Consider the following 21,520-nt stretch of genomic DNA (forward strand, 5'->3'; position numbering starts at 1 on the left):
CGAGCCTCGCATGAAGGATGAACCATGGCGAATGTCCAGCTGACCAAACGCATCGAGTTTTCGTCCTCTCACCGCTATATCAAGCCGGAGTGGGATGAGGCGAAGAATCGCGCCGTCTTTGGCCCCTGCTATAACGCGCCCGCCCATGGGCACAATTACATGCTCGAAGTCACCGTGTCCGGCGAAGTGGATCCCCAAACCGGCATGGTCATCAACTTATTCGATCTCAAGCAGGTGCTGCTTGCGGTGATCGAAGAGTTCGATCACATGAATTTCAATCTCGATCTGCCCTATTTCCGCGACCGGATTCCGACATCAGAAAACATCGCGTGCGTCCTCTGGACCAAACTGGTTGCTCAATCGGATATCGGCACGTTAGACACGATCCGTCTCTATGAAGATGAGGACCTTTACGCGGAGGTCACGGCGGCCGGAGGGCTGGATGTGGCCAGCGTCACTCGGCGCTACTCGTTCACGGCGTTGCTTGATAGCCGTCAGGGGCATACGTGGGATTGTTTTGTGTCGGTGCACGGCGCGATCGATCCGATTACCGGCATGGTGACGGACATCGGGGCTCTGGATCGTCTGGTGCAGGAACAGGTTCTCCGGGTACTCGATCGACAGGATCTCCGCGAGGTCCTGAAGGCGGCTTCGATCAGTGGGGCGAATCTAGCCGAGTTTATCTGGAACGCGTTGGTGTCCCGGCTCTCATCCGGGGCCTTGAAGAATATTCGGATCATACAGTCTCGCGATCTTTCCTTCGACTACAACGGGTAGGTTCGTATGGGATCCCTGCCGCTGCGGATTATTCTGCTTGCCGTCTTGCTCGGGTGGAGTCTGTCCGCATGGGCCGGGCAAGATGAAGAGGCTGTTCAGCGCACGATCACGCAGGCGGTCGCCGGTACCGCGACCTTTTCAGAGTCACGAGACAAGCAGTCGGTGTTGATGCTGTATACGGACGACTATATGGGGACTCAGGATGGCCAGGCGGAGACCAAAGCGGCGATCGAACAATGGTTGAGCGAGTATGAGTCAGAGTTGAAGCAGGGCAATCGATTGCGGTTTATCGGGACAGTGTCGAATCTCAAGACTGGTCTGGAGGGGGCGACGGCCTGGGCGATCTACGACTATGTGTTTCAAGCCATCAGAGATGGCGAGATCGAAGGCCAGGATGCCGGGACCTGTACCAGTTTACTGCGGAAAGAGCAGTCGGCCTGGCGCATTTTTCATGATCACTGTTCGAAATCGAAGGCCGTGCAGTAGCGGCCATACCGGTTGGTCGTTTCACAATGGCGAGTCGTGAAGGCGCTGAGATATCTACGGTGAGCGCTAGCGAAGACTCGAAGTCAGGGGGAGATTACTTCACAAGGTGGTCTGAAATCAGCGCGGCAAGTTCAGCCGGTTCGACTACGCCTTCGCGGGTGAGAATGAGCGTGCCGTTCGCGAAGAAGTGTGTCGTGGGGTAGGTTTCAAACGTGTGGGTTTTCTTAATCTCGCGGCAGCGGCCGGGGACGTGCATCTTGGCCTTGCCGACTTTGATGCCCGGAAATTTTGCCGCGGTTTCTTCGAGAATAGGGTCGTAGGTCTTGCAGGGTTCGCATGTGGCGAGACCATAGGCGACGACGGCACCGGGACTGTCGGTGAACTCTTTGTAGTTCTCATCTCGGACATCTTCGACGGTTCCTGCCATGTGCGTGTCTCCCAATATGAAGGGGGGAGGGTTCTCTTGAAGACCCCCTCCCCCTTCTTTGTCAGATGCTTAACCGAGTTTCGCCAGTGCTTCGAGGATGTCTTTATCCTCGCGGGCAACCTTGATCTCTTGCACTTTTGCGTAGGCCACCTTGCCGTTCTTGTCGACAATGACGGTGGCGCGCTTGGAACAGTTCAATGGCTCAAAATAGAGGCCGTAGGCTTTTGCCGTGGTCCGATGCATGTCGGCCAACAACCGGTGCTTGAGATCCATGGAATCCGCCCAGGCCTTGTGCGAGAAGAAGCTGTCGCAACTGATGCCGAAGAGTTCGGCATTGGCGTTCTGAAACTTGGGGAAGTCATCGGTCAAGCACTTGTTCTCCCCTTGGCACACCGGGCTCCAGTCCAACGGATAAAAGGCGAGAACGACGTTTTTCTTGCCGCGATAATCGCTCAGCTTCACATCCTTCTGGTCCTGGTCCTTCAGGTTAAAATCCGGGGCGGTATCGCCAACCTTAATTTCTGCCGCTACATCACTCATTGCTATGCCTCCTTATGAACATATCGCTACCTGTGGGCGTATTTGAGGTCTCAGATTGAGAGAACCCCTCTGTGGAAACCTTTGAACTTTGTACCTCGTGGTTTGAAAGGTTGTCAACGGCCCTAAAGGCCTATCGTCATAGGCAATGGGCGGCAACCTGCTGAATTACAAGAACTTTGCCTATCCCTGGAGCTCGCGGAACCCGATCATTCGGCCGGTAGGAGCTGCGGTGCGGTAGTTGACGATCCGGATGGTCCGACCCAGCAGTGGGAGACGGAAGGCGGTGCCGACTTTGGGGGATTGCCCGACGCGGAGCAGCTCTGTCGCGGACTCAGTCAGTAAGTCTTTGGCCGCGCTTTCCGGAAGCCCTTTACCGTAGAACGTTTCGATTTCATCCAGGCCGAATTTGCTCAGACCCATCGTGTGACACCAGATGTGGTCCGGTTTGGTCTGGTCGTCGTGCACGATGGCGACATGATCGTCGGCCAGGAAGCTGGTCATTGTTCGATTCTGCCAGTCCGAGGGGTTCACGTAGGCTTGCGTGGTGACGTCATAGGCCGTGCCCTGCGTCAGCAGCGTGAGGCCGCGCGCGAGGCGGGCTGCGAATAAGACCAAGTCAGGCATATCTCGATTGGGCATGAGTGTGGGGGCGATGGCTCCCATCTGATCGTGTTCCCAGGCCAGGTTCTTCATGATATCGGCAGTGTGCGTGGCCGGCAGCGGCATCACGACATGGGCGGACCAGGGGCCATGGTTGGCCTGCCAAGACTCCGGTGCTCCGGCCTCCGGTTGAATCGTCAGGGGCCCGCCGTACTCGCGGTTGTACCAAGTCGTGAGTTCATCAAAGCCGGGCGCCGTGCCTCGATAGCCGATGAAGTAGAGCGGCGGGCGTTTGGCTGAGGGTTTGGGGATCTTTTTCTTGATACGCATGGTCAGCGACTCGTTATTTGCCGGACTTTTTGGCTCGGCGGCGTTCATCCGCATTGAGCAATCGCTTGCGCAGGCGCAGATTGAGCGGAGTGATTTCCACCAATTCATCCGGCCCGATATATTCCAACGCGAACTCCAGGCTCATTTCCCGTGGCGGCGTGAGCACCAACGCTTCGTCGGTTCCTGAGGCGCGCATGTTGGAGAGATGCTTTTCTTTGCAGACGTTCACGTCCAGGTCTTCGTCTCGGCTGTTTTCACCGATCACCATGCCGCGATAGACATCGACGCCCGGGCCGATGAACATGGTGCCCCGTTCCTGCGTCATGAAGATGGCGTAGCCGGTGCTGGTGCCGTCTTCGTGGGCCACGAGGGAGCCATGCGGCGCCACCATCAAATCACGTTCTTCAGCCGGCTCGTAGGCGGCAAATACGTGGTGCATGATGATCGTTCCGCGGGTTTTGGCCAACAGCAGGTTCTTGAGGCCCATGATGCCGCGTGTCGGAATATGATACTCAAGGTGCATTTCGCTGGTGCCGACGTCGGAATGGATGAGGCGCATATGGCGGAGCTCGCCGCGGCGCTTCCCCATCTCTTCAATGACGGTTCCCTGGTAGGTCTCAGGCACTTGAATGGTGAGTTCTTCGTAGGGCTCCGTAGCTTTCCCATTGTCGTCGCGATGGATGATGACTTCTGGTTGCGAGACCTGGAGTTCGTAGCCTTCGCGCCGCATCTGCTCGATTAAGACGCCGAGATGCAGCTCGCCGCGGCCGGCAACCAGGAACCGATCAGCGCTGTCGGTTTCATGCACGCGCAAGGACACATTGGTTTCGAGTTCTTTGAAGAGGCGGTCCCGGAGGTGCCGCGACGTCAGGTACTTCCCTTCGCGTCCGGCAAACGGACTGTTGTTGACGGAGAAGCTCATTTGGACGGTCGGTTCATCGATCGTCACGCGGGGCAACGCAATCGGGTTTTCCGCATCCGCGATGGTATCACCGATGCTCACCTCATCGAGGCCCGCGACGGCCACGATCTCTCCGGCGGCGGCCTGATCGGCATCGACTCGCTCAAGGCCGGAATACACGGCCAGGTCGGATACTTTGCCAAGCGTCTGGGCGCCGTCTTTCCCGAGCAGCATCACCGGCTGCCGGCGGGCGATGGAGCCGGATTGAATCTTTCCGATGCCCATCTTGCCTTTATAGGGATCCTGGACGAGGGCCAGGACCAGAATTTGGAGCGGGGCTTCGGCATTGATGGCCGGAGCGGGAATTTTTTCCAGTACGGTGTCCAGCAACGGCGTAATGTCTGTGCCGGGTTTATTCACGTCTAGCGTGGCCTGGCCCTTGATGGCAGCGGCGTAGACGATCGGAAAGTCGAGCTGCTCGTCGGTGGCGCCCAGATGAACAAAGAGATCAAAGGTGCGGTTCACGACATCGTCGATGACGGCGTCGGGCCGGTCGATCTTATTGATCACGACGATGGCTTTATGCCCGAGGGCCAGCGCCTTGCGCAGGACGAACGTGGTCTGTGGCATGGGGCCTTCTTTGGCATCGACGAGGATGAGCACGCCGTCCACCATCCGGAGCGTGCGTTCCACCTCGCCGCCGAAGTCGGCATGTCCAGGCGTATCGACGATATTGATCTTCACGCCCTTGTAGATGACGCTGGCGTTCTTGGCTCGGATGGTAATGCCGCGCTCCCGCTCCTGGTCCATCGAGTCCATGATGCGTTCGCCCATGTCGTCGATCTTGCGATGGACGTGGGTCTGTCGCAGCACGGCATCGACGAGGGTCGTTTTCCCGTGGTCGACGTGAGCGATGATGGCGATGTTCCGGATATCGTTCCGGCGGTCGTGGGGGGCGCGTGACTGTGTCATGGTGGTGTGGTCTCGTGGTCAAAAAAAGGCGCCTCGACAGTGAGGCGCAATCGCGCAGTATAGCCGAAGTCTTATCTCCCGCACAAGCCACGATCTATTGAATGGAAGGTTTTCTCTTGGCGGCTACTTGCTGTGCCAGGATGCGGTCCTCGTCATGGCTCCCCAGGCGGCTTTCTTGCCGACCAGCCAACGATACAACCCGATCAATTTCCAGAGAGAGTTCAATTGTCGATAGCCGAAATTCTCAAAAATTGCCCCGAGCAGAAGCCGGAGCACATGTTGAGGTTTCGGATAGACATGGAACGACATCTCCTCCAAAAAAAATGCACTGACCGAGAGCAGGATGCCGAGACTGATGGCGGCCAAGAGCAAGACCAGCCAGACGTGAAAGGAGATGAAGCCCGAGATAAATCCGGCGGTCACGAATGCATAGCCGAAGACTTCGATGACCGGGCCCAGCCATTCGAACAGGGCCATGAAAGGGAACGCCAGCCAGCCCACGGCCCCGCCTTTGGGATGACATAAGAGATCAATATTTTTCATCAGGCTTTCGCAGAGGCCGCGCTGCCACCGGATGCGCTGATTTTTCAGCGTCGTGAGGTCTTCCGGGGCCTCGGTCCAGCAAACCGGGTCGGGGGCGAAGGTGATGCGATAGGGCTTCCCGGCGAGCCGCATGTGCCGGTGGAGCCGCACAACGAGTTCCATGTCTTCGCCGATCGTATCGTGGCGGTAGCCGCCGACCCCGATCACGGTGTCCTTATGGAACAGGCCGAAGGCGCCGGAAATGATGAGCATCGCGTTGATCGGAGACCAACCGAGCCGGCCGAACAGGAAGGCGCGCAGGTATTCGACGATTTGAAACAGCGCGAGGATATTGGTCGGGAGTCCGACCTTCATTAAAAATCCGTTCTTCACCTCGCAGCCGTTGGCGACCCGCACGGTGCCGCCGCAGGCAATGGTGTGGGGGTCGTCCAGAAAGGGCTGTGCGGCCAGCCGCAGGCTGTCGCGCTGGAGAATGGAATCGGCATCGATACAGCAAAATAACGGATACAGCGAAATGTTGATCCCCGCGTTGAGCGAGTCCGCTTTACCGCCGTTGTCTTTATCGACGACCCGCAGATTGAGTTGCGCCGGGGCATGGTAGATCGTTCGGATGTGTTGCGTGGCCAGCCGGGCGTCATAGGCTTCGGGAAAGGGAATCAGTCCGAATTCCTTGATCAGGACGTCTAACGTCTTGTCCTTCGACCCGTCGTTGATGACCACAATTTCAAATTCCGAATAGCTCAGCTGGAGGAGAGATTTGACCGTGGTCACGATGGTCGCTTCTTCATTGAAGGCGGGAACGAGCAGCGTGATTTGCGGTTCGAATCCGGTGTAGCCATGCGGGAGGCTGTTGAGCGAACGCTCTTCCATGTAGCGCCGCAGATGAATCGCGGCGACGACATCCAACATCAAGTATCCCGCGGTCAGGCCGAGAAGGTAGAGCAAGAACAGCCATTCGGAGAGCGATATGAACGTCTCGATCCACATCGGTCAGCGTAGGTCCATCCGCCGTCGAGCCTGCCGGTGGATGGGTTCCTCTGCCCGGTGGTGGACCTGGACCCTCGTTGTCGTGTCGGTCGCGGCTCTGCCAGTCCAGGGGTACGCAGACGATGTATCGGTGCCTCTCTCCATGCTCATTCCACCTGCTGTTTCTGAGATCGAGTTGTCGTATGTCGGTGAGCGCACCACTCCCGTCGTGACGCTCAGTGGTCCGCCTGCTGCCGTACCCTCCCTTCCTTATCGACCGTTTGAGCCTATTCTTGACCTTCGCGGCGGGTTCGGCGATGCCCGTGTGTTCGGCTCCTGCCAAGACCGGAAGCCTCGGAGCCAGGACGGGATCGACCTGCAGCGGGCTGCCGGAAGCGGGCTGCGGTGCGGTCGGCGCATTCCCCTGCACCAGGCAGAAATTGCCGTGGACCTGTTGTCCTATGAGACGCTGCGGATTCGCGGTCACGCGACGGGCCGGGTCGTTGTGGCATTGGAAGATCGGGCTGCGGGGCGACGGGAAGACAATCTCCCGCTTGCGACGGTGACGGGCCCGTTCGATCTCACGCTGTCGCTCAAGGAGATCGGTCGAAAGCTGGATCTTCGGTCGCTGACTGCGCTCGTGGTCTCGACGGAGGCGGCCGGCGCGCACATCGTGTTTGACCAGATTGAGGCCGCGCAGCCGTCAGTCAGGCCCGCGAGGCCTGCCGAAATCGGATTCTGGGTGTGGACGTATCGCGAGGCGATTCGTGATCCGGATGCATTGCTGGCCACCTGTCGAAGTCAGCGCTGTTCCAGAGTGCTCATTCAAATGCCGTCCCAGGCGGATGACGACGCGCTCTGGCGTCACTATGCCAGGCTGCTGATGACACTGCAGGAGGCCGGGATTGCGGCATTTGCGTTGGACGGATATCCCGAAGCGATTCAGGAACCTCACCGACTCGCCGATAAGATACAGCGACTCCTGGCTCTGATGAAACCTGGCGGGCTGTCCGGGATTCAGCTGGATATTGAGCCCTATCTCTTGCCGGGCTTTTTGCAGGAAGAGGCCCAGCTCCGTCGCTATATCGAGACGATTGATACGCTGAAAGACGTCATTGGCGGACGGGTTCGTCTTTCAATGGTGATTCCCTTTTGGTTGGCGTCGCCGACCCTTGCCGGGCGGCCGTTGGCCTATGCGGTCATGGATCGGGTCGATGAAGTGGCGGTGATGAGTTATCGCACGGACTTGGACGAAGTGCAGGACATTGCCGAAGACATCCTGCGCTATGGCGATCTCGTCGGGACGCGGGTGTGGCTGGCGGTAGAGACGACTCCGCTCCCGGTTGAGCAGCATGTGGTGCTGCGCCGTGAGCCGGACTCTGCCCGGGCTGACGCGATGCTGGACTATGATCGGCGTCTGCTGCAGTGGATGCCCCCGGCAGGGGGAGGGGGATTGAACCTCTCGGCCCGGCGTGAATGGTTCCGCATTCATCACCGGTTTACGGTGAGGCCGGAGCGGCTCACCTTTGCGGGCCGTTCTCGCGCGGAGGTGTCCGCCGCAGTGACGCGGATTGTGGACATGACCGCGCACTCCAGTTTTTCAGGCGTGATCATTCACGACATCGATGGATTTCGAGCGCTGGTGGAGTCCGGCGGTAAGGGTGACTCAAGAAGGGAGTGACGAGCGATTGCATGTTGCGGACAGGTCAGATCAAACGTATTGCGTGCGTCGCGTTCTTGGCACTCCTTGTGACGACCGGAATTGATGGGCTTGTCATAACTGTGCAGGCGACCAGCGCCGAGCCGTCGCCACGCCAGCTTCTGGAGCAGGGGAAGTCTCTGGAGCACCGCAAACAGTTTCCGGAGGCCATCGCGGTCTATCGCCGGTATTTGGCGGCGCGCCCGGAGAATGATGAAGCGCGTGCAAGCTTGGCGAAGCTCCTCTCCTGGCAGCAGCAATGGGACGAAGCGAGCGCGCTCTATCGGGACGTGCTATCCCGCCATCCCCTCGACGATGACAGCCGCGTTGCTCTTGGACGAATTCTCTCGTGGCAACATCGCTACGACGAGGCCACACATGAGTATGGCCTAGTCCTCCGCGACTATCCGCAGCATCTGGATGCGCTGACCGGGCTCGCCGATGTGCTGTTGTGGAGTGGGCATCCGGACCAGGCCATCCCGTATTATCAGCGCGTCGTCGAGGCCACGGGCGATCCAGAGCTCGCGGCGCGCCTCCATTCGCTGAAGGCTGAGGTGACGCCGACAAGCACTCCGCCGGTTCAACATCCGACCGTTGTGCCAACTATCGTCCGGGAGACCGAGTCTGTCTCCGGCGGTGCGAGACAGATATTGGACAGCGGGCATCAGCGTGAGGTGGCGCAGCAGTACGGCGATGCGGTTGCGCTCTACCGTGAAGGCCTGCGCCGCTATCCTGACAATGATGAGGTGCGGAGCGCCTTGGCGCGTGTCCTATCGTGGCAGGGGGCTCATTCCGAAGCGACGTCGTTGTATCGCGAGGTGTTGGCGCGCCATCCGAAGGATCAGGATGTTCGCGTGGCGGTGGCGCAGGTGCTCTCGTGGCAACAACAATTTCCTGAATCCCAGACCCTGTATGAGCAGGTCGTGCGGGAGGAGCCTCATCATAAAGAGGCGCGCCGCGGGCTTGCCGAAGTGGCGCATTGGCGGGGCGATCGAACCGAGGCCTTGGCGCGGTACGAAGCGCTGGCGGCCGAGACGCACGATCCGGACATCGAGCAGCAATTGCGCAACGTGCAATCTGAGTTGCTGGTTTCGCCGCGGGCAGCCGTGGGGCAGGGGTTGGCCGGGTTGCGGCTGCCCTATCGCGACTATGCCAAGGTTGGCTACGGGTACTACACCTACACGCGGGGCCAGCCGGATGAGCGCGATCTGTTATTCGAGGTGGCTAAGCCGATCGGCGATCAAACCGTAGTGGTACGGGCCGAACCGATCAATCGCTTTGGCTCGCACGACACGCCGTTGTCGGCCGAATTGTACAGCCCGCTCTGGAAGCGGGCCTGGGGCTACGTCGCGGCACAAGGAACCGTCAATCCGCACTTCGCCCCGAACTACTCGTTCGTCGGCGAGCTAGCGCAAGGGTTAGGCGGCGTCCATGACGCGCTGGCTCCGTTCGAAGTGTCGTTCGGCTATCGTCGCTTGAATTATAAGAAAGACGACATTGATCTCATCATGCCAGGGTTGACCATCTTCCTGCCGTTCAATCTCTGGCTGACCGAAAAGGTCTATGCCATTCCCAACACCGGAGCTATTACGTTGGCGTCGCAATTGACCTGGCGGCCGACGGAGCGGGTGCAGGTCTTTGCGTCGGGATCGTTCGGCACGTCGGGTGAGCGGATCGTAGCCGCGCAGGATTTTACCCGGGTGCAGAGCCGGACGCTCCAAGGGGGGGTGACGTTTCCCGTCACGGAGCGCTTCTCGGTTGAGGCGTCGGGCTATTACGAAGATCGCGGATTTCTCTACGTCCGCAGAGGCGGCAATCTGAACCTGCTCTATCACTGGTAGCCAATGGAACGATCGACCCTCATCCGCCTGACCGGAATGGCCACGCTCTTTCTCTCGATCGTGGCAGGATCTTGGGTATGGCTTGGTTCGCGGTCCGTTCAGCCCCTCAACATTCCTGAGCAGGACTTCCATCGGTTCCCCGGCCTGTCGGGGCCCGGTCATGCCACTGTCGTGCCGCCGCGCGTGCCGACGGCGTGGGCGACCTATGGAGAAGGCTCGAAGAGCCGCCTGGCGATCTTATTGACCGATCCGGATTCCTCCTGGCTGGGACTGGCGCATGGGCTCAAATCCATCGGCGTCCCGTTTCGCATCACGCGCGATATTCGCGAAGCCCTGACACATCAGGTGGTGTTGGTCTATCCCATGATCTCGGGGAAGGTGCTGGCGCCCGACGCGCTCCAGGCATTGGCCGAGTTTCCTAAAGCCGGCGGGACATTGATCGGGGTGCAGGTATTGGGCGGCGGGTTGAATGAGACTTTCGGTTTTCGCGAGGCGGTGGTCTCACGGCAGCGGTACGACCTGCACCTGGCGGAATCGAACCCGCTGCTGGCGGAACTGACGGACCCGCGTGAGCGGCACTTGCGTGTAGGCATTCGGGACAAGGGCGTCGAGGTGATGGGGACGTGTGGGTATACCGAAAGCGTCGCCCCGCTTGCCCGATTCGACGACGGCACCGCAGCTGTCACGCAGAAAACCTATGGCCAGGGCCGGGCCTATGCCATTGGGCTCGATCTCGGGTTTTTGCTCCTCAAGGGATACAACAATCGCGGAGAGGAACTCGTTCGGACCTACGACAATCAGTTCGATCCGACCCTCGATGTCTGGTTGCGGCTGCTGAAGTCGATCTATCGCACCGCCCAGGCAGGCGCGGTCACGCTGGGCACGGTGCCCTTCGGCAAGTCGCTGTCGGTCATGCTCACGCACGATGTGGATTTTACGCAGTCCATCAAAAATGCGGTGGACTACGCGGAGTATGAGCACAGCCAGGGGCTGGTCGGCACCTACTTTATTCAGGTGAAATATATCCGCGACTACAACGATGATATTTTCTTCAACGACGAGGGGGTGCGGTATCTCGCGCGTCTCGCGGATCTCGGCATGGAGCTAGGGAGCCACACGATCGCGCACTCGAAAGTGTTCAACCGGTTTCCGATGGGGACGGGGCGCGAGGCCTATCCCGCCTATGCGCCGTTCGTGAAAGATCGGACGACGGCCGTGAATGCGAGCATCCTCGGAGAATTGCGCGTCAGCAAATTCTTGATCGATCACTTTTCCGGCCAGTCCATCGTGTCCTTCAGGCCGGGCGAACTCTCCAATCCGTTCAGCCTTCCTCAGGCCTTGCTCGCTACGGGGTATCAGTACAGCTCAACGGCGACCGCCAATAATTCGCTGACTCATCTGCCCTATCAATTGAACTACGACCGATTGACGGACAGTGAAGTCGAGCTGTTCGAGTTTCCCGTCACGATTGAAGACGAGGAGCTGCCGAAAATGGGCGACCGGCTGCCGGAGGCCCTGGAGGTCGCCCGCCAGATCAGTCGGTATGGCGGGTCAATGGTCGTGCTCATCCATCCGAACATTCTCGATCACAAGCTGGCCTTTGAGAAAGGGTTCGTCGACGGCGTGCGGCCCTACGCCTGGTTCGGGTCGGTCAGAGCGTTCGGCCGCTGGTGGGCGGCGCGCAATCAGGTGCAGCTGGATGTGGCGCACAATGACCGAGGCGGGACCGTCACGGTTGCGACTTCAGCGGCTGTGGCCGGTTTGACGCTGGAAGTGCCCGATGGCTGGCGATTTGATCCGTCACGCTCGACGTTGAAAGGAATTGAACAGCGGGGGATGATCGTGACGCTTCCTGAGTTGACGGGGAGTCATACGCTCACGTTCGCCGCTCGGTAACGCGCCCGCGCAATCAGGCGGCCGACAGGCCGGGCGTGTGAGCCAGGGGCGCCTCGAACCGTTTGGCAACAAAGGGCGTCAGGATGCGGCGCTCTTCGCCCGGAGGCAGGGTTTGTACGAGCAGGGCTAACTTATCATCGGTCATTGTGGGCATGACGGACAAGGCTTCCGCGGCCCGGTAGCGCACCCACCAGTGTTCGTCGTTGAGCAATCCAATCAAGATCGCGGCATCTTCTTCCACTCCCATTTTTCCGAGTGCGGTGGCGGCTTGGACGCGGATGAACCAGGTTGAGTGGGCCGAGTACTGGCGAACGATCGGAAGATCGCGCGGGTCGCTGCATTGCCCAAAGAGTACCAGGCAACTGGCCAGCACATCTTCGTGCAGCGGTTGCCGTGTCAGCAGAGGCCGGATCAGCGGCAAGGCGCGATGACTCTTGATCGAGGGGAGAAAGCGGATGAGCCGGGCGGCAATACGCGGTTCTGCGATCACGGCGGCTTCGCCCAGTGCTTGGGCTACCTGCTCATCCCCTGCGCCCTTCAAGATCGCGAGGATTTTAAGCGGGGACCAATCGGCGCGTTGAGAGATCAATGGGACGAGCACAGGAATGGCCCTCGGGGCATCGATGCGAACCAAGGCGCGGGCGGCCTCAAGGGAGCGAAACGCATTGGCATCATGGGCCAGGTCGACCAGGCGCGGCCAGATCGTTAGGTCTTTCAAGTGGCCGAGCGTGACGATTGCCAGGAGTTGCTGTCGCAACGTTCCTTTGGCCAAGTACTGGCGCACGACATGATCCATGCCGGTCCGCCGTATCACCGCGCACAGCTCGTCCGACGACTCTCCTTTGATGGATTCCTGCAGATGGTTCCATAAGTAGAGAAACAACACCCGGTCACGGGGATGGATTGGTGGGAGGGCGTCAGGCGCTTCGATTAAGCTCTGGGCCAGGATCGGACGCCAGACGGCCACCATCTGTTGGCGCCGCCGGTCGGTCGAGGCGCGGAGGCGACGGATGATGAGCATCCATCCGAGGAGAACGAGAATCAAGCCATGGATGGTGAAGGTCATCAGCCATCCCACGTCGACAATCGGCTGAGAGAGAGTCGTGTCGGTCACGCCTATCACTGGTTATTTTCAGCTAGGCCGCGACTTTGAGGAAGCGGCTCAGTCGTGCGGTCAGTTCGCGCGGGTTGAAGGGTTTCACCATGTAATCGTTCGCGCCTGTGGCCAGCGCCTGTTGAATGTCATGCTCGCTGGAATCTGCGGTGAGCATAATGATCGGAACCCGCTGCCATTCGGTCTTGTTCCGAATATACGGGAGCAGTTGCAGGCCGCTCACGTGCGGCAACATGATGTCGAGCAAGACCAGGCTCGGCGGCGCCAGCGTATCAATCAAGTGCTGCGCCTGGTGGCCATCGGACGCATGGACGACGTGGTATCCGGCGCGCTCCAGGAGAAATCTGATCAAGCTGGCGGTATCTTCCTCGTCTTCCGCCATCAGTAATGTGGGTTTCCCCGCAGGGGTTGCGTCCGTCATAGCCTTCCTTTCTCGCTCCGTCGTTGTGACAGCGGGCTAGTCGAATACCACCTGGACCTGTTCCAGATAAGTTGCGAGCAGCGCCAGCTCAGTTGCAATTGAAGCCGCCGACCCTGTCTTCGCGGCTTGTTCGATCGTCGCGGCCCTGGCGGTGACAAGGTCGAATCCAAAACTGCCGCCCGCGCCCTTCATGCCATGGGCGACTTTTCGCACCGTGTCAAAATCTTGCCGGGCCAGGGCCTCGCTCATCGTGACCACCTCACGCTTGCGGTTCGTCATGAACTTTGGCAGCAGGGGTTCGAAATCCTGCTCCACATGGACGATCGGCAGATCGGGGTGCGCAATGGGCTGGTCGGGAAAGGTCTGGTTCATGCGTCAGGCCGCTTTCTTTCGGTTCTGGGCTCGTACTCCAGGCGGTCGCATCGACGGGCGTTGACGCGCCCGCTTCATCCGGAGGGGTCCGGGGCTGGCTCCAGCAGGGACGGCTGGGGTCTGCTTGGCGGCCGAAGGGGGAACGAGGATGCGGTTCAGTGTCTGGAGGAGCTCCTGAAATCCTTGTCGTTTGACGACATAGCCCGTGGCGCCACCAGTGAGTGCGCGTTGAATGTCCGGTTCGTAGGAATCGGCGCTGAGCATGATGATCGGGATATGTTTCCAGTCGGGATTGGCGCGCAATCCTGCCAGCAGCTCAAACCCATTGACGTAGGGCACGACAATATCCAGCAAAATCAATGCGGGAGGGAGCATCGTCTCTATGAGGCAGATGGCCTGGCGGCCGTCGGCGGCCCGCACGACGTGATAGCCTTCGCGATCGAGGAGCGCTTGCAGAAGATCGCCGGTGTCTTGTTCGTCTTCAACGCATAAAATCGTGTGAGACATAGGAGCCTCCTCGTGGATTCCGAAACCGGGACAGCCGAGACTCATCGACTTCTGTGATGGCACCGATTTTGTGGCGGCTCCTCTCATTTAGGAGCGTACGTCGTAGCGAATATTGGGCCGCGCCGCCGGTAGGCTGCCTGGATCCCAGTCGAACAGGGGTGACCGCACAGATAGGTTCCAGCAGGCCCCTGTCCTTTATCGGTTGAATCAGAGGTTTAGTACAGTCCGCTCGCCGCAATTCGTGTTGGGGACGTGGCGCTATCACGGAGCGCTCCCATGAGCTGTGTTTGAGCCTTCTCAGGCGGCCTCCTGCTTCAGCGGTGTTTGTGTATAGGTGCGGATGGCGTCCAGTAGTGTTTTCTTTCTGATCGGTTTGGTGAGATGGGCGGTGCATCCTGCCGCCAGGCTGTTCGCCACTTCCTCTACCAGCGCGTTGGCTGACAGCGCCAAGATCGGCGTCGGCGGACGTTGTTGGCGGCACTCCCACTCACGGATGGCGGCTGTAGCGGCATAGCCGTCCATGACCGGCATTTGCATATCCATCAGCACCAGATCGAACGGTCTTGACTGAAAATAGTCGACGGCCACGGCGCCGTTTTCGGCATACACCAGTTCGTAGGCAGTTCCTTTCAGGAACAGGGCGAGGAGCTCTCGATTGTCTTCGAGGTCTTCAACCAGCAGGATTCGCTTTGGAGCAAGTGGTTCGGTTTGCCGGCAGGACTCCAGCGCCGTCGTTGCCGGGATGGGGATGACCGGTTGGTTCGGCAGGAGGCGGCCGTTGCTGAGCGCGGTCTCGACGAGGTTGAGCAGGGCGGCTTGGCGGATGGGTTTATTGATGTGCCTCATACTTCCCAACGCCTTTGCGCGCGCGGCATTCCCGTTCCTGCTGTCCGATGTGAGTATGACGATGGGGGTGTCGGCGAAGTGGGGAGCCGCCTGGATCGCCTCTGCGATGGAGACGCTGTCCATCGTGGGTCTGTAACAGTCGAGAATCACGAGGTGCATCGGGGCCCCGTTGCTGTAGGCGGCCTGCAACGCGGCCAGGGCGGCAGGACCGTCGGAGGCTTCAACGATCCGCGCACCCGATCCACTGAGGATGTCGCGGCAGACAAGACGTTGGGCCTCGTGATCGTCGATCACCAAGATCCGCGTTCCGGTCAAGAGCGCAGCAGGTTCGTCCGCTACGGCCGTGTCCGGCACGACCTGCGGAAGGCATAGGATGACATGCATGGTGCTTCCTGCGCCCAGCGTGCTTTCGGCCCAGATCCGTCCGCCCATCAGTTCGGCGAGACGTCGGCAAATGCTGAGCCCAAGGCCGGAGCCGCCGTACTTTCTCGTGGTGGAGGAATCGACTTGTATGAAGTTCTCGAAAATCGTATCCAACTTGTCTTTCGGAATTCCGATCCCGCTGTCCGTCACACTGAGGTGGAGCTGATCCTTCGAATCGGGGCCGTGGCGTTGTACGTGGAGAGTGACGTCGCCGTGATGGGTAAACTTGATGGCATTGCCGAGAAGATTGATCAGAATTTGTCGGAGGCGTGTCGGGTCGCCGTTCACGAGGCGCGGAACATCGGAGTCGATGCGGATGATGAGTTCGAGGCCTTTGGTATGCGCGCGCTCCGCCATGAGCTCCCCCGTGGTTTCCGCGAGCTCTCGAAGATCAAACGGGATATCTTCCAGCTTGAGATGGCCGGACTCGATTTTCGAAATGTCCAGGATGTCGTTGATCAGATTCAGCAAGGCATGTATCGCGCGGTTAAAGCGGTGAACGTACTCGGTCTGTTCTTCCGTCAGCTGTGTTTCCAAGAGCAGCTCGGACATGCCCATGATGGCGTTCATAGGCGTGCGGATTTCATGACTCATGGTCGCCAGGAAGGCGCTCTTGGCGTGAGTCGCCGCTAACGCCTGGTCCCGCGCCTGTTCCAGTTCGTGGTTTTTCGATTCAAGATGGTCGGCGGCGAGGCGCAGCGCTTCTTCAGATTTCTTGCGGGCCGTGATGTCCCGGACAAATCCGGTAAAGAACCGGCTGTCGGCGAGCCGGACTTCGCTGACGGTGAGATCGATCGGAAAGACGGTGCCGTCTTTCTTGACCCCGGCGACTTCGACTTCTTTCCCAATGACGTTGGCGTGACCGGTCTGGCGATAGTGTTGGAGATAGCCGTCATGGGCTGATTGGTACGGCTCCGGCATGAGGCGGGAGATGTTGGTGTGAATGATCTCGTCGGCGGTGTAGCCGAAAATCCGTCCCGCCGCGGGATTGAACGAGGTGACAACGCCGCGCTCGTCGATGGTGATGATGCCGTCGGCGGCATGGTCCAGGATGGCCCGTATCCACGCGGTGTGCCGCGTCAACGCGTGCTCAGCGGTTTGTCGCTGCATCGTGTTCCGATGGGATTGCAGGATCTGACCGCAGGTTTGAAGAAACGGGTTCAGGTAGTCGATGAATGACGCGGGATAGCCGTCCGGTCGTCCCGCCACGGCCACAATGCCGACGACCTTGTCGCCTTCCAGCAGCGGGAGGCCGAGGAATGTTCGGAATGACGAGTGGGGGGAATCATTGACCAGAACGGGCTCTCCGGTCGCCAGGATCCGTTTCAGATATTGTTGAATGCCCTTGTCTGGTCGGTGTGGCGACGTGTCCGAATCGGCGGCCGCGGCAATCGTGTGGGCATGGATGCGGAGAGATGGGGGCGCATCGTTGGCGAGCTCCGTCTCCCCGACGATTCCGTAGGGACTTCGTGTGAGGGTTTGCAGTCGGGTGAGCAGTCTGGCAAACATCTCGTCGGTCCGAATGTCTGAGATAAACGCCTTCTGCACGTCGGAGATCGCGGATAATAATTCTTGCTGGGCTTCCGTCTGGAGTGTCGCCTGTTTCAAGGCGGTGACATCTTTCGCAATCCCGAGGAAGCCCGTCAGCGTACCGTCGGGCCCGCGCACGGGCGTGACGACCAGGTTGACGGTGATGTCGTCGCCGTCTTTGCGCAGGTACGTCCATTCCCGCTCTTCGTAGCCTCCCATGCGTGCGGCTTCAACCAGAACATCGGCCCCGGCCAGGGGGCGTCCGAATCGTGCGGACAACTGTTGCCCGCGTTCGGCTATTTCCGATGGAAGGTGGAAAAATTCGAGGGTGCGCTGTCCGATCACTTCATCCGCCCGGTAGCCCAGCAGACGTTCGGCGCCGAAGTTAAAGAGGGTAATGGTGCCCTGTGGATCGGTGGCGATGATGCCGATTTCCGTGGCGGAGTCGAGGACGGTTTGCAGCCGCGCCCGGGTATCGGCGATTTCCTTCAGCACCTGTTTTTGCCTGGTGATGTTGCTGCAGGTCCAGATCAGCCACTGTTCTTCATGGTGCCGTTCCGGGAGCGTCCTCAAGGAGGCTTCGACCCAGATGGATTCGCCGGATTTCGTGCGGCCGACCAGGTCTCCCTGCCAGGTGCCGTGCTGTCGCAGAAGCGGGAAAAACAGGTCGTCAAGTTTGGCGACCCATTCGGGTGGATACAACGCCGTCCAGGACTGCCCGATGAGATCGATGGGACGGAAGCCATGCATGGCGGCAAAGGCGTCGTTGACGAATGTATAGCGGCCTTCTTTGGTCAGGAGAGCGACACCTTCGGTGCTGTGTCCCAACGCCAGGAGCATGCGCTCATGCATCGCTTCGGTTTGCCGCTGGGCCTGTGCGCTGTGGAGGAGTTGTCTCGTGCGGTGGCGGAGCTCTACTTGGCTCATGACTTGCCGTGCCAGAGCGGTGAGCGCCTGCTCCTGCTTGGGGCTGACATGGCGGGGATGACGGTCGAGCACGCAGAGGGTGCCGATCGCATGGCCGTCGGCAGTGAGGAGTGGTATTCCCACATAGAATCGAATGAACGGCTCTCCCGTGACCATGGGATGATTCGCGAATCGAAGATCGGCCAAGGCGTTCGGCAGCACGATGGGATGCGATTGCATAATGGCATGTGCGCAGAGCGAGCGGTCTCGCGGTAGTTCGGTCTGAGGGATGCCAATGCTGGATTTGAACCAGAGGCGGGTGTGATCCATGAAGCCGATGTAGGCCATGGGGGCTCCGCAGATCTGCGTCGCAAGCTGGCACAGATCGTCGAAGGCCTGCTCAGTTTCGGAGTCCAGGATGCCATAGCGCAGCAGGGCGTCCTGGCGTCGGTATTCATCGTGCGGTTGCAGGATAGGCTTCATGACATTCAGTGGCATCCGGTTTCGAATGCGGGGGTTCCGTTTGTTAGGCGATATTCCTTACGGCAATGATGGGCTGCAGGAGCGCAGAACTGTCCCACATCTCCAGCTATCTTCTCGGTAAAATCCTGTGTAATCTTGAGCGGTTGGTGCGTGGGCCGGCCGGCAGGTGTCTGCTCTACGTGTTCTGGAGGGAACGCCTCTGGTGTGTCGAGTCTGATTGACTGGTCTGCTTGAGTTTTGGGGGGATGCATTGTAAGGTGACGGGGCGATCCTGCCGAATTCTTTTTCCCTTTGGAGCGTGTCTGAATGCCTGGCGACGACCGGTTCGTTGAAATACAGCAGCCTTCGCGTCGTCCTTGGCGTTGGTGGCACATCACCCTGTTGACGTTGTGTGCGCTCGGCATCGTGGGCGTCACGGCTGCAGCCGGCGTGATCTGGCATTTGGCTCAGGATCTTCCTCCCTTAGATTTGTTGCAGGGATACCAACCGAGTTTGGTCACGACGGTGTATGCCGACGATCGCCAGCCGATCGGCCAGTTTTTTATCGAGCGGCGGACGCTGACTCCGCTGGACCGCATCCCGAAAACATTGACGCAAGCCGTGATTGCGACGGAAGACGTGCGATTCTTCGAGCACCCCGGGCTGGACTATATCGGGATTCTGCGAGCCGCGTGGACCAACATTCGCCATGGCGGGAAGAAGGTGGAAGGGGCGAGCACGATTACGCAGCAGCTGGCGCGGTCCCTCTTCTTGTCCGCGGAGCGATCGTATGATCGGAAGCTGCGGGAGTTGATCCTGGCGTATAAGATGGAAGCGGTGTCCACGAAAGAGCAGATTCTTGAAACCTATTTGAACCAGATTTATTTCGGTCAAGGGTCCTACGGAGTAGCGTCTGCGGCGCAATCGTATTTTGGGAAAGAGATTGAAAAACTCACGCTCGCCGAATCCGCGTTTTTGGGCGGCCTGCCGAAGTCGCCGAGCCGGTTCTCCCCGTTTACGAACTACGAGCGGGCGAAAAAGCGTCAGGAGCATGTGCTCTCGCGGATGGAAGAGGCGGGCTTCATTTCCGTCGCGGAGCGCGATGCCGCGATCGCCGAGGAGCTGAAGTTCCGTCGGCCCGGCAGCGAGCACGTGGCGCCCTACTTCGTGGAGCATGTGCGCCAGCAATTGGTGGCGAAATATGGCGAATCCATGGTGTACAAGGGCGGGTTGCAGATCTTCACCACGCTGAACCTGGAGATGCAGCGGGCCGCGGAGAGCGCGTTTCTTGCGGGAGTACGGGATCTCGACAAACGCCAGGGGTGGCGCGGGCCGAAGAAGACGGTTGATCTTGCGACGGTGCAGATTCCCGGGGCTCCGCTTTCGGATCAGCCGATCAAGGCGGGAGATTTTCTCGACGGAATCGTGTTGAAGCAGGCTAAAGATCACTATGTGGTCCAACTCGGGGACCAGACGGCGAAGCTGCTCTTCGATGACATGGCTTGGGCCAAACGCGTCTTGAAGGGGACTGATCCGACGCAGGACGCGGTAATGGTACCTGACGTCAAGAAAACGTTGCGGCCGGGCGATGTGATCGAGGTCAGCGTCAAGAAGCCCGCCAAGGACGGGATGCAATTGACCTTGGAGCAGACACCGCTTGTCGAAGGCGGACTGATCGCGGTTGATCCCCGGACGGGGGCCATCCGCGCAATGGTCGGCGGCTATGATTTTTCCCGCAGCGAATATAACCGGGCGATCCAGGCCCGTCGTCAGCCAGGCTCAGCGTTTAAGCCGGTGATCTATGCCACGGCCATGGCGCAGGGGATGAGTCCTGCGACGCAAATTCTTGATGCGCCGGTGGTGTACGAGCAGGAGGCAGACGACAAGATCTGGAAGCCGGAGAACTATGGACGGAAATTCCACGGGATGGTGACGTTGCGCGATGCGCTGGCGCATTCGCACAATCTGGCCACGGTGCGATTGTTGGACAAAGTGGGCGTCAAGAACGTCATTGAGTTTGCGCGAACGGTCGGTGTCACGAGTCCGCTTCCCGCAGATTTATCCCTGGGGCTGGGATCGTCCTCTATCGGGCTGTTGGAATTGACCTCGGTCTATGGCGTCTTTCTGAACAAAGGGACGAGAGCGGAGCCGTTTGTCATCAAGATGGCCAAGGACAGTACCGGCAAGACGTTGGAGACCACGGAGGATCAGCCGCACGAGCTGATCGCAAAGGAGACGGCCTATCTGATCACCAACATGATGGAAGATGTGATTCAGAAAGGGACCGGCCAGGCGGCGAAAGTGATCGATCGACCAATCGCGGGGAAGACCGGCACGACGAACGAATATATCAATGCCTGGTTTATCGGCGGGGCTCCGAACCTGGTGACGGGGGTGTATGTCGGGTTTGACGATCGCCGCCCCTTGGGAGAGAGCGAGACCGGCGCTCGTTCGGCGCTGCCGATTTGGATTCAGTTCATGAAGGAGGCGTTGCTCCAATTGCCGGTGGTGCCGTTTGAAATTCCTGAAGGCATCACGTATGTGAAAGTCGATCCGACCACCGGGCTGCTGGAGTCAGAACAAGAAGGAGATGGCGAAAAAGGCTCCGTCGAGCTGTTTGCCAGAGGAAGCGAGCCGACGCAATCGGCTGCCCGCCGTCTCGGGCCGACTGATTTTTATAAGCTGGATCAGATTCCTGAAGGAGGGCCAGTCGGGGAGGGGATGACGTCGCCGTGAATGACTAGGCTTGTGAGTCCTGGTATTCCTCGTGCCAGGCCATCTGAATCGCTTCGAGGATCTTCTCGTTCGACTTCTTCGGATCATCCTTAAAATCAGGCAGCGCCACGATCCAGGCGTGCATATCCGTGAATCGAACGGTCAGCGGATCCGCATCCGGATGCTCTTCGACCAGTCGGATCGCAATATCTTCTGTATTCTGCCACTTCAAATCCATCACTCGTC

At 59.4% G+C, this 21,520-nt stretch carries 17 protein-coding genes; 6 read left to right on the forward strand and 11 right to left on the reverse strand.

The features are described from left to right. Window positions 1-24: 24 nt before the first annotated feature. The gene (locus NITLEN_RS18110; protein ID WP_181416743.1) at window positions 25-777 is read left to right on the forward strand and encodes a 6-carboxytetrahydropterin synthase; all 753 of its coding nucleotides are present in this window, start codon (window positions 25-27) and stop codon (window positions 775-777) included. A 6-nt stretch (window positions 778-783) separates the two neighbouring features. Then, on the forward strand, window positions 784-1,263 hold the full coding sequence (locus tag NITLEN_RS08985; protein WP_121989251.1) for a YybH family protein: 480 nt from the start codon (window positions 784-786) through the stop codon (window positions 1,261-1,263). Between the two features lie 94 nt (window positions 1,264-1,357). On the opposite strand, the gene NITLEN_RS08990 is transcribed toward NITLEN_RS08985, so the two are convergent. The 5 genes from NITLEN_RS08990 to NITLEN_RS09010 form a co-directional block, all read right to left on the reverse strand. After that, window positions 1,358-1,690, reverse strand: coding sequence for a thioredoxin family protein (locus NITLEN_RS08990; protein WP_121989252.1), 333 nt, complete (start codon window positions 1,688-1,690; stop codon window positions 1,358-1,360). 69 nt (window positions 1,691-1,759) lie between these two features. Further along, window positions 1,760-2,230, reverse strand: a complete 471-nt coding sequence (locus tag NITLEN_RS08995) for a peroxiredoxin (protein WP_121989253.1) — start codon at window positions 2,228-2,230, stop codon at window positions 1,760-1,762. A 180-nt stretch (window positions 2,231-2,410) separates the two neighbouring features. Further along, window positions 2,411-3,160: a hypothetical protein gene (locus NITLEN_RS09000; protein WP_121989254.1), complete on the reverse strand. Its 750-nt coding sequence runs from the start codon at window positions 3,158-3,160 to the stop codon at window positions 2,411-2,413. Between the two features lie 13 nt (window positions 3,161-3,173). Then, entirely contained in the window at window positions 3,174-5,033 is a 1,860-nt protein-coding gene (typA, locus tag NITLEN_RS09005; protein WP_121989255.1) for a translational GTPase TypA, read from the reverse strand. Between the two features lie 123 nt (window positions 5,034-5,156). Continuing rightward, window positions 5,157-6,563, reverse strand: a complete 1,407-nt coding sequence (locus NITLEN_RS09010) for a glycosyltransferase family 2 protein (protein ID WP_121989256.1) — start codon at window positions 6,561-6,563, stop codon at window positions 5,157-5,159. Here NITLEN_RS09010 and NITLEN_RS09015 point away from each other — a divergent pair. Genes NITLEN_RS09015 through NITLEN_RS09025 form a run of 3 tightly spaced genes read left to right on the forward strand, consistent with a single transcriptional unit; the run spans window position 6,544 to window position 11,978 of the window. Next, window positions 6,544-8,223, forward strand: a complete 1,680-nt coding sequence (locus NITLEN_RS09015; RefSeq protein ID WP_146216148.1) for a hypothetical protein — start codon at window positions 6,544-6,546, stop codon at window positions 8,221-8,223. The two genes, NITLEN_RS09010 and NITLEN_RS09015, sit on opposite strands and share 20 nt — an antisense overlap. Before the next feature lie 11 nt (window positions 8,224-8,234). Beyond that, complete coding sequence (locus NITLEN_RS09020; RefSeq protein ID WP_121989258.1) at window positions 8,235-10,082, forward strand: tetratricopeptide repeat protein; 1,848 nt, start codon at window positions 8,235-8,237, stop codon at window positions 10,080-10,082. A 3-nt stretch (window positions 10,083-10,085) separates the two neighbouring features. After that, window positions 10,086-11,978 (forward strand): hypothetical protein, encoded by a 1,893-nt coding sequence (locus NITLEN_RS09025; RefSeq protein ID WP_121989259.1) that lies wholly within the window; start codon window positions 10,086-10,088, stop codon window positions 11,976-11,978. 13 nt (window positions 11,979-11,991) lie between these two features. Here NITLEN_RS09025 and NITLEN_RS09030 read toward each other — a convergent pair whose 3' ends face one another. The 5 genes from NITLEN_RS09030 to NITLEN_RS09050 all read right to left on the reverse strand — a co-directional run bounded on the left by NITLEN_RS09030 (window position 11,992) and on the right by NITLEN_RS09050 (window position 18,580). Then, complete coding sequence (locus tag NITLEN_RS09030) at window positions 11,992-13,092, reverse strand: HEAT repeat domain-containing protein (RefSeq protein WP_121989260.1); 1,101 nt, start codon at window positions 13,090-13,092, stop codon at window positions 11,992-11,994. Window positions 13,093-13,114: 22 nt separating this feature from the next. Continuing rightward, entirely contained in the window at window positions 13,115-13,513 is a 399-nt protein-coding gene (locus tag NITLEN_RS09035; protein WP_121989261.1) for a response regulator transcription factor, read from the reverse strand. 36 nt (window positions 13,514-13,549) lie between these two features. Continuing rightward, the gene (locus NITLEN_RS09040; RefSeq protein ID WP_121989262.1) at window positions 13,550-13,885 is read right to left on the reverse strand and encodes an Hpt domain-containing protein; all 336 of its coding nucleotides are present in this window, start codon (window positions 13,883-13,885) and stop codon (window positions 13,550-13,552) included. A gap of 3 nt (window positions 13,886-13,888) precedes the next feature. After that, the gene (locus NITLEN_RS09045) at window positions 13,889-14,392 is read right to left on the reverse strand and encodes a response regulator (protein WP_121989263.1); all 504 of its coding nucleotides are present in this window, start codon (window positions 14,390-14,392) and stop codon (window positions 13,889-13,891) included. Between the two features lie 297 nt (window positions 14,393-14,689). After that, a complete protein-coding gene (locus NITLEN_RS09050) occupies window positions 14,690-18,580 on the reverse strand; it encodes a PAS domain S-box protein (protein WP_181416744.1) in 3,891 nt (1,296 codons plus the stop codon). A gap of 306 nt (window positions 18,581-18,886) precedes the next feature. On the opposite strand from NITLEN_RS09050, the gene NITLEN_RS09055 reads away from it, so the two are divergent. Then, the gene (locus tag NITLEN_RS09055; protein ID WP_121989265.1) at window positions 18,887-21,295 is read left to right on the forward strand and encodes a penicillin-binding protein 1A; all 2,409 of its coding nucleotides are present in this window, start codon (window positions 18,887-18,889) and stop codon (window positions 21,293-21,295) included. 4 nt (window positions 21,296-21,299) lie between these two features. On the opposite strand, the gene iscX is transcribed toward NITLEN_RS09055, so the two are convergent. Continuing rightward, window positions 21,300-21,512: a Fe-S cluster assembly protein IscX gene (gene iscX / locus NITLEN_RS09060; RefSeq protein ID WP_121989266.1), complete on the reverse strand. Its 213-nt coding sequence runs from the start codon at window positions 21,510-21,512 to the stop codon at window positions 21,300-21,302. Between the last annotated feature and the right edge of the window lie 8 nt (window positions 21,513-21,520).

The organism is Nitrospira lenta (assembly GCF_900403705.1).
Taxonomy (GTDB): domain Bacteria; phylum Nitrospirota; class Nitrospiria; order Nitrospirales; family Nitrospiraceae; genus Nitrospira_D; species Nitrospira_D lenta.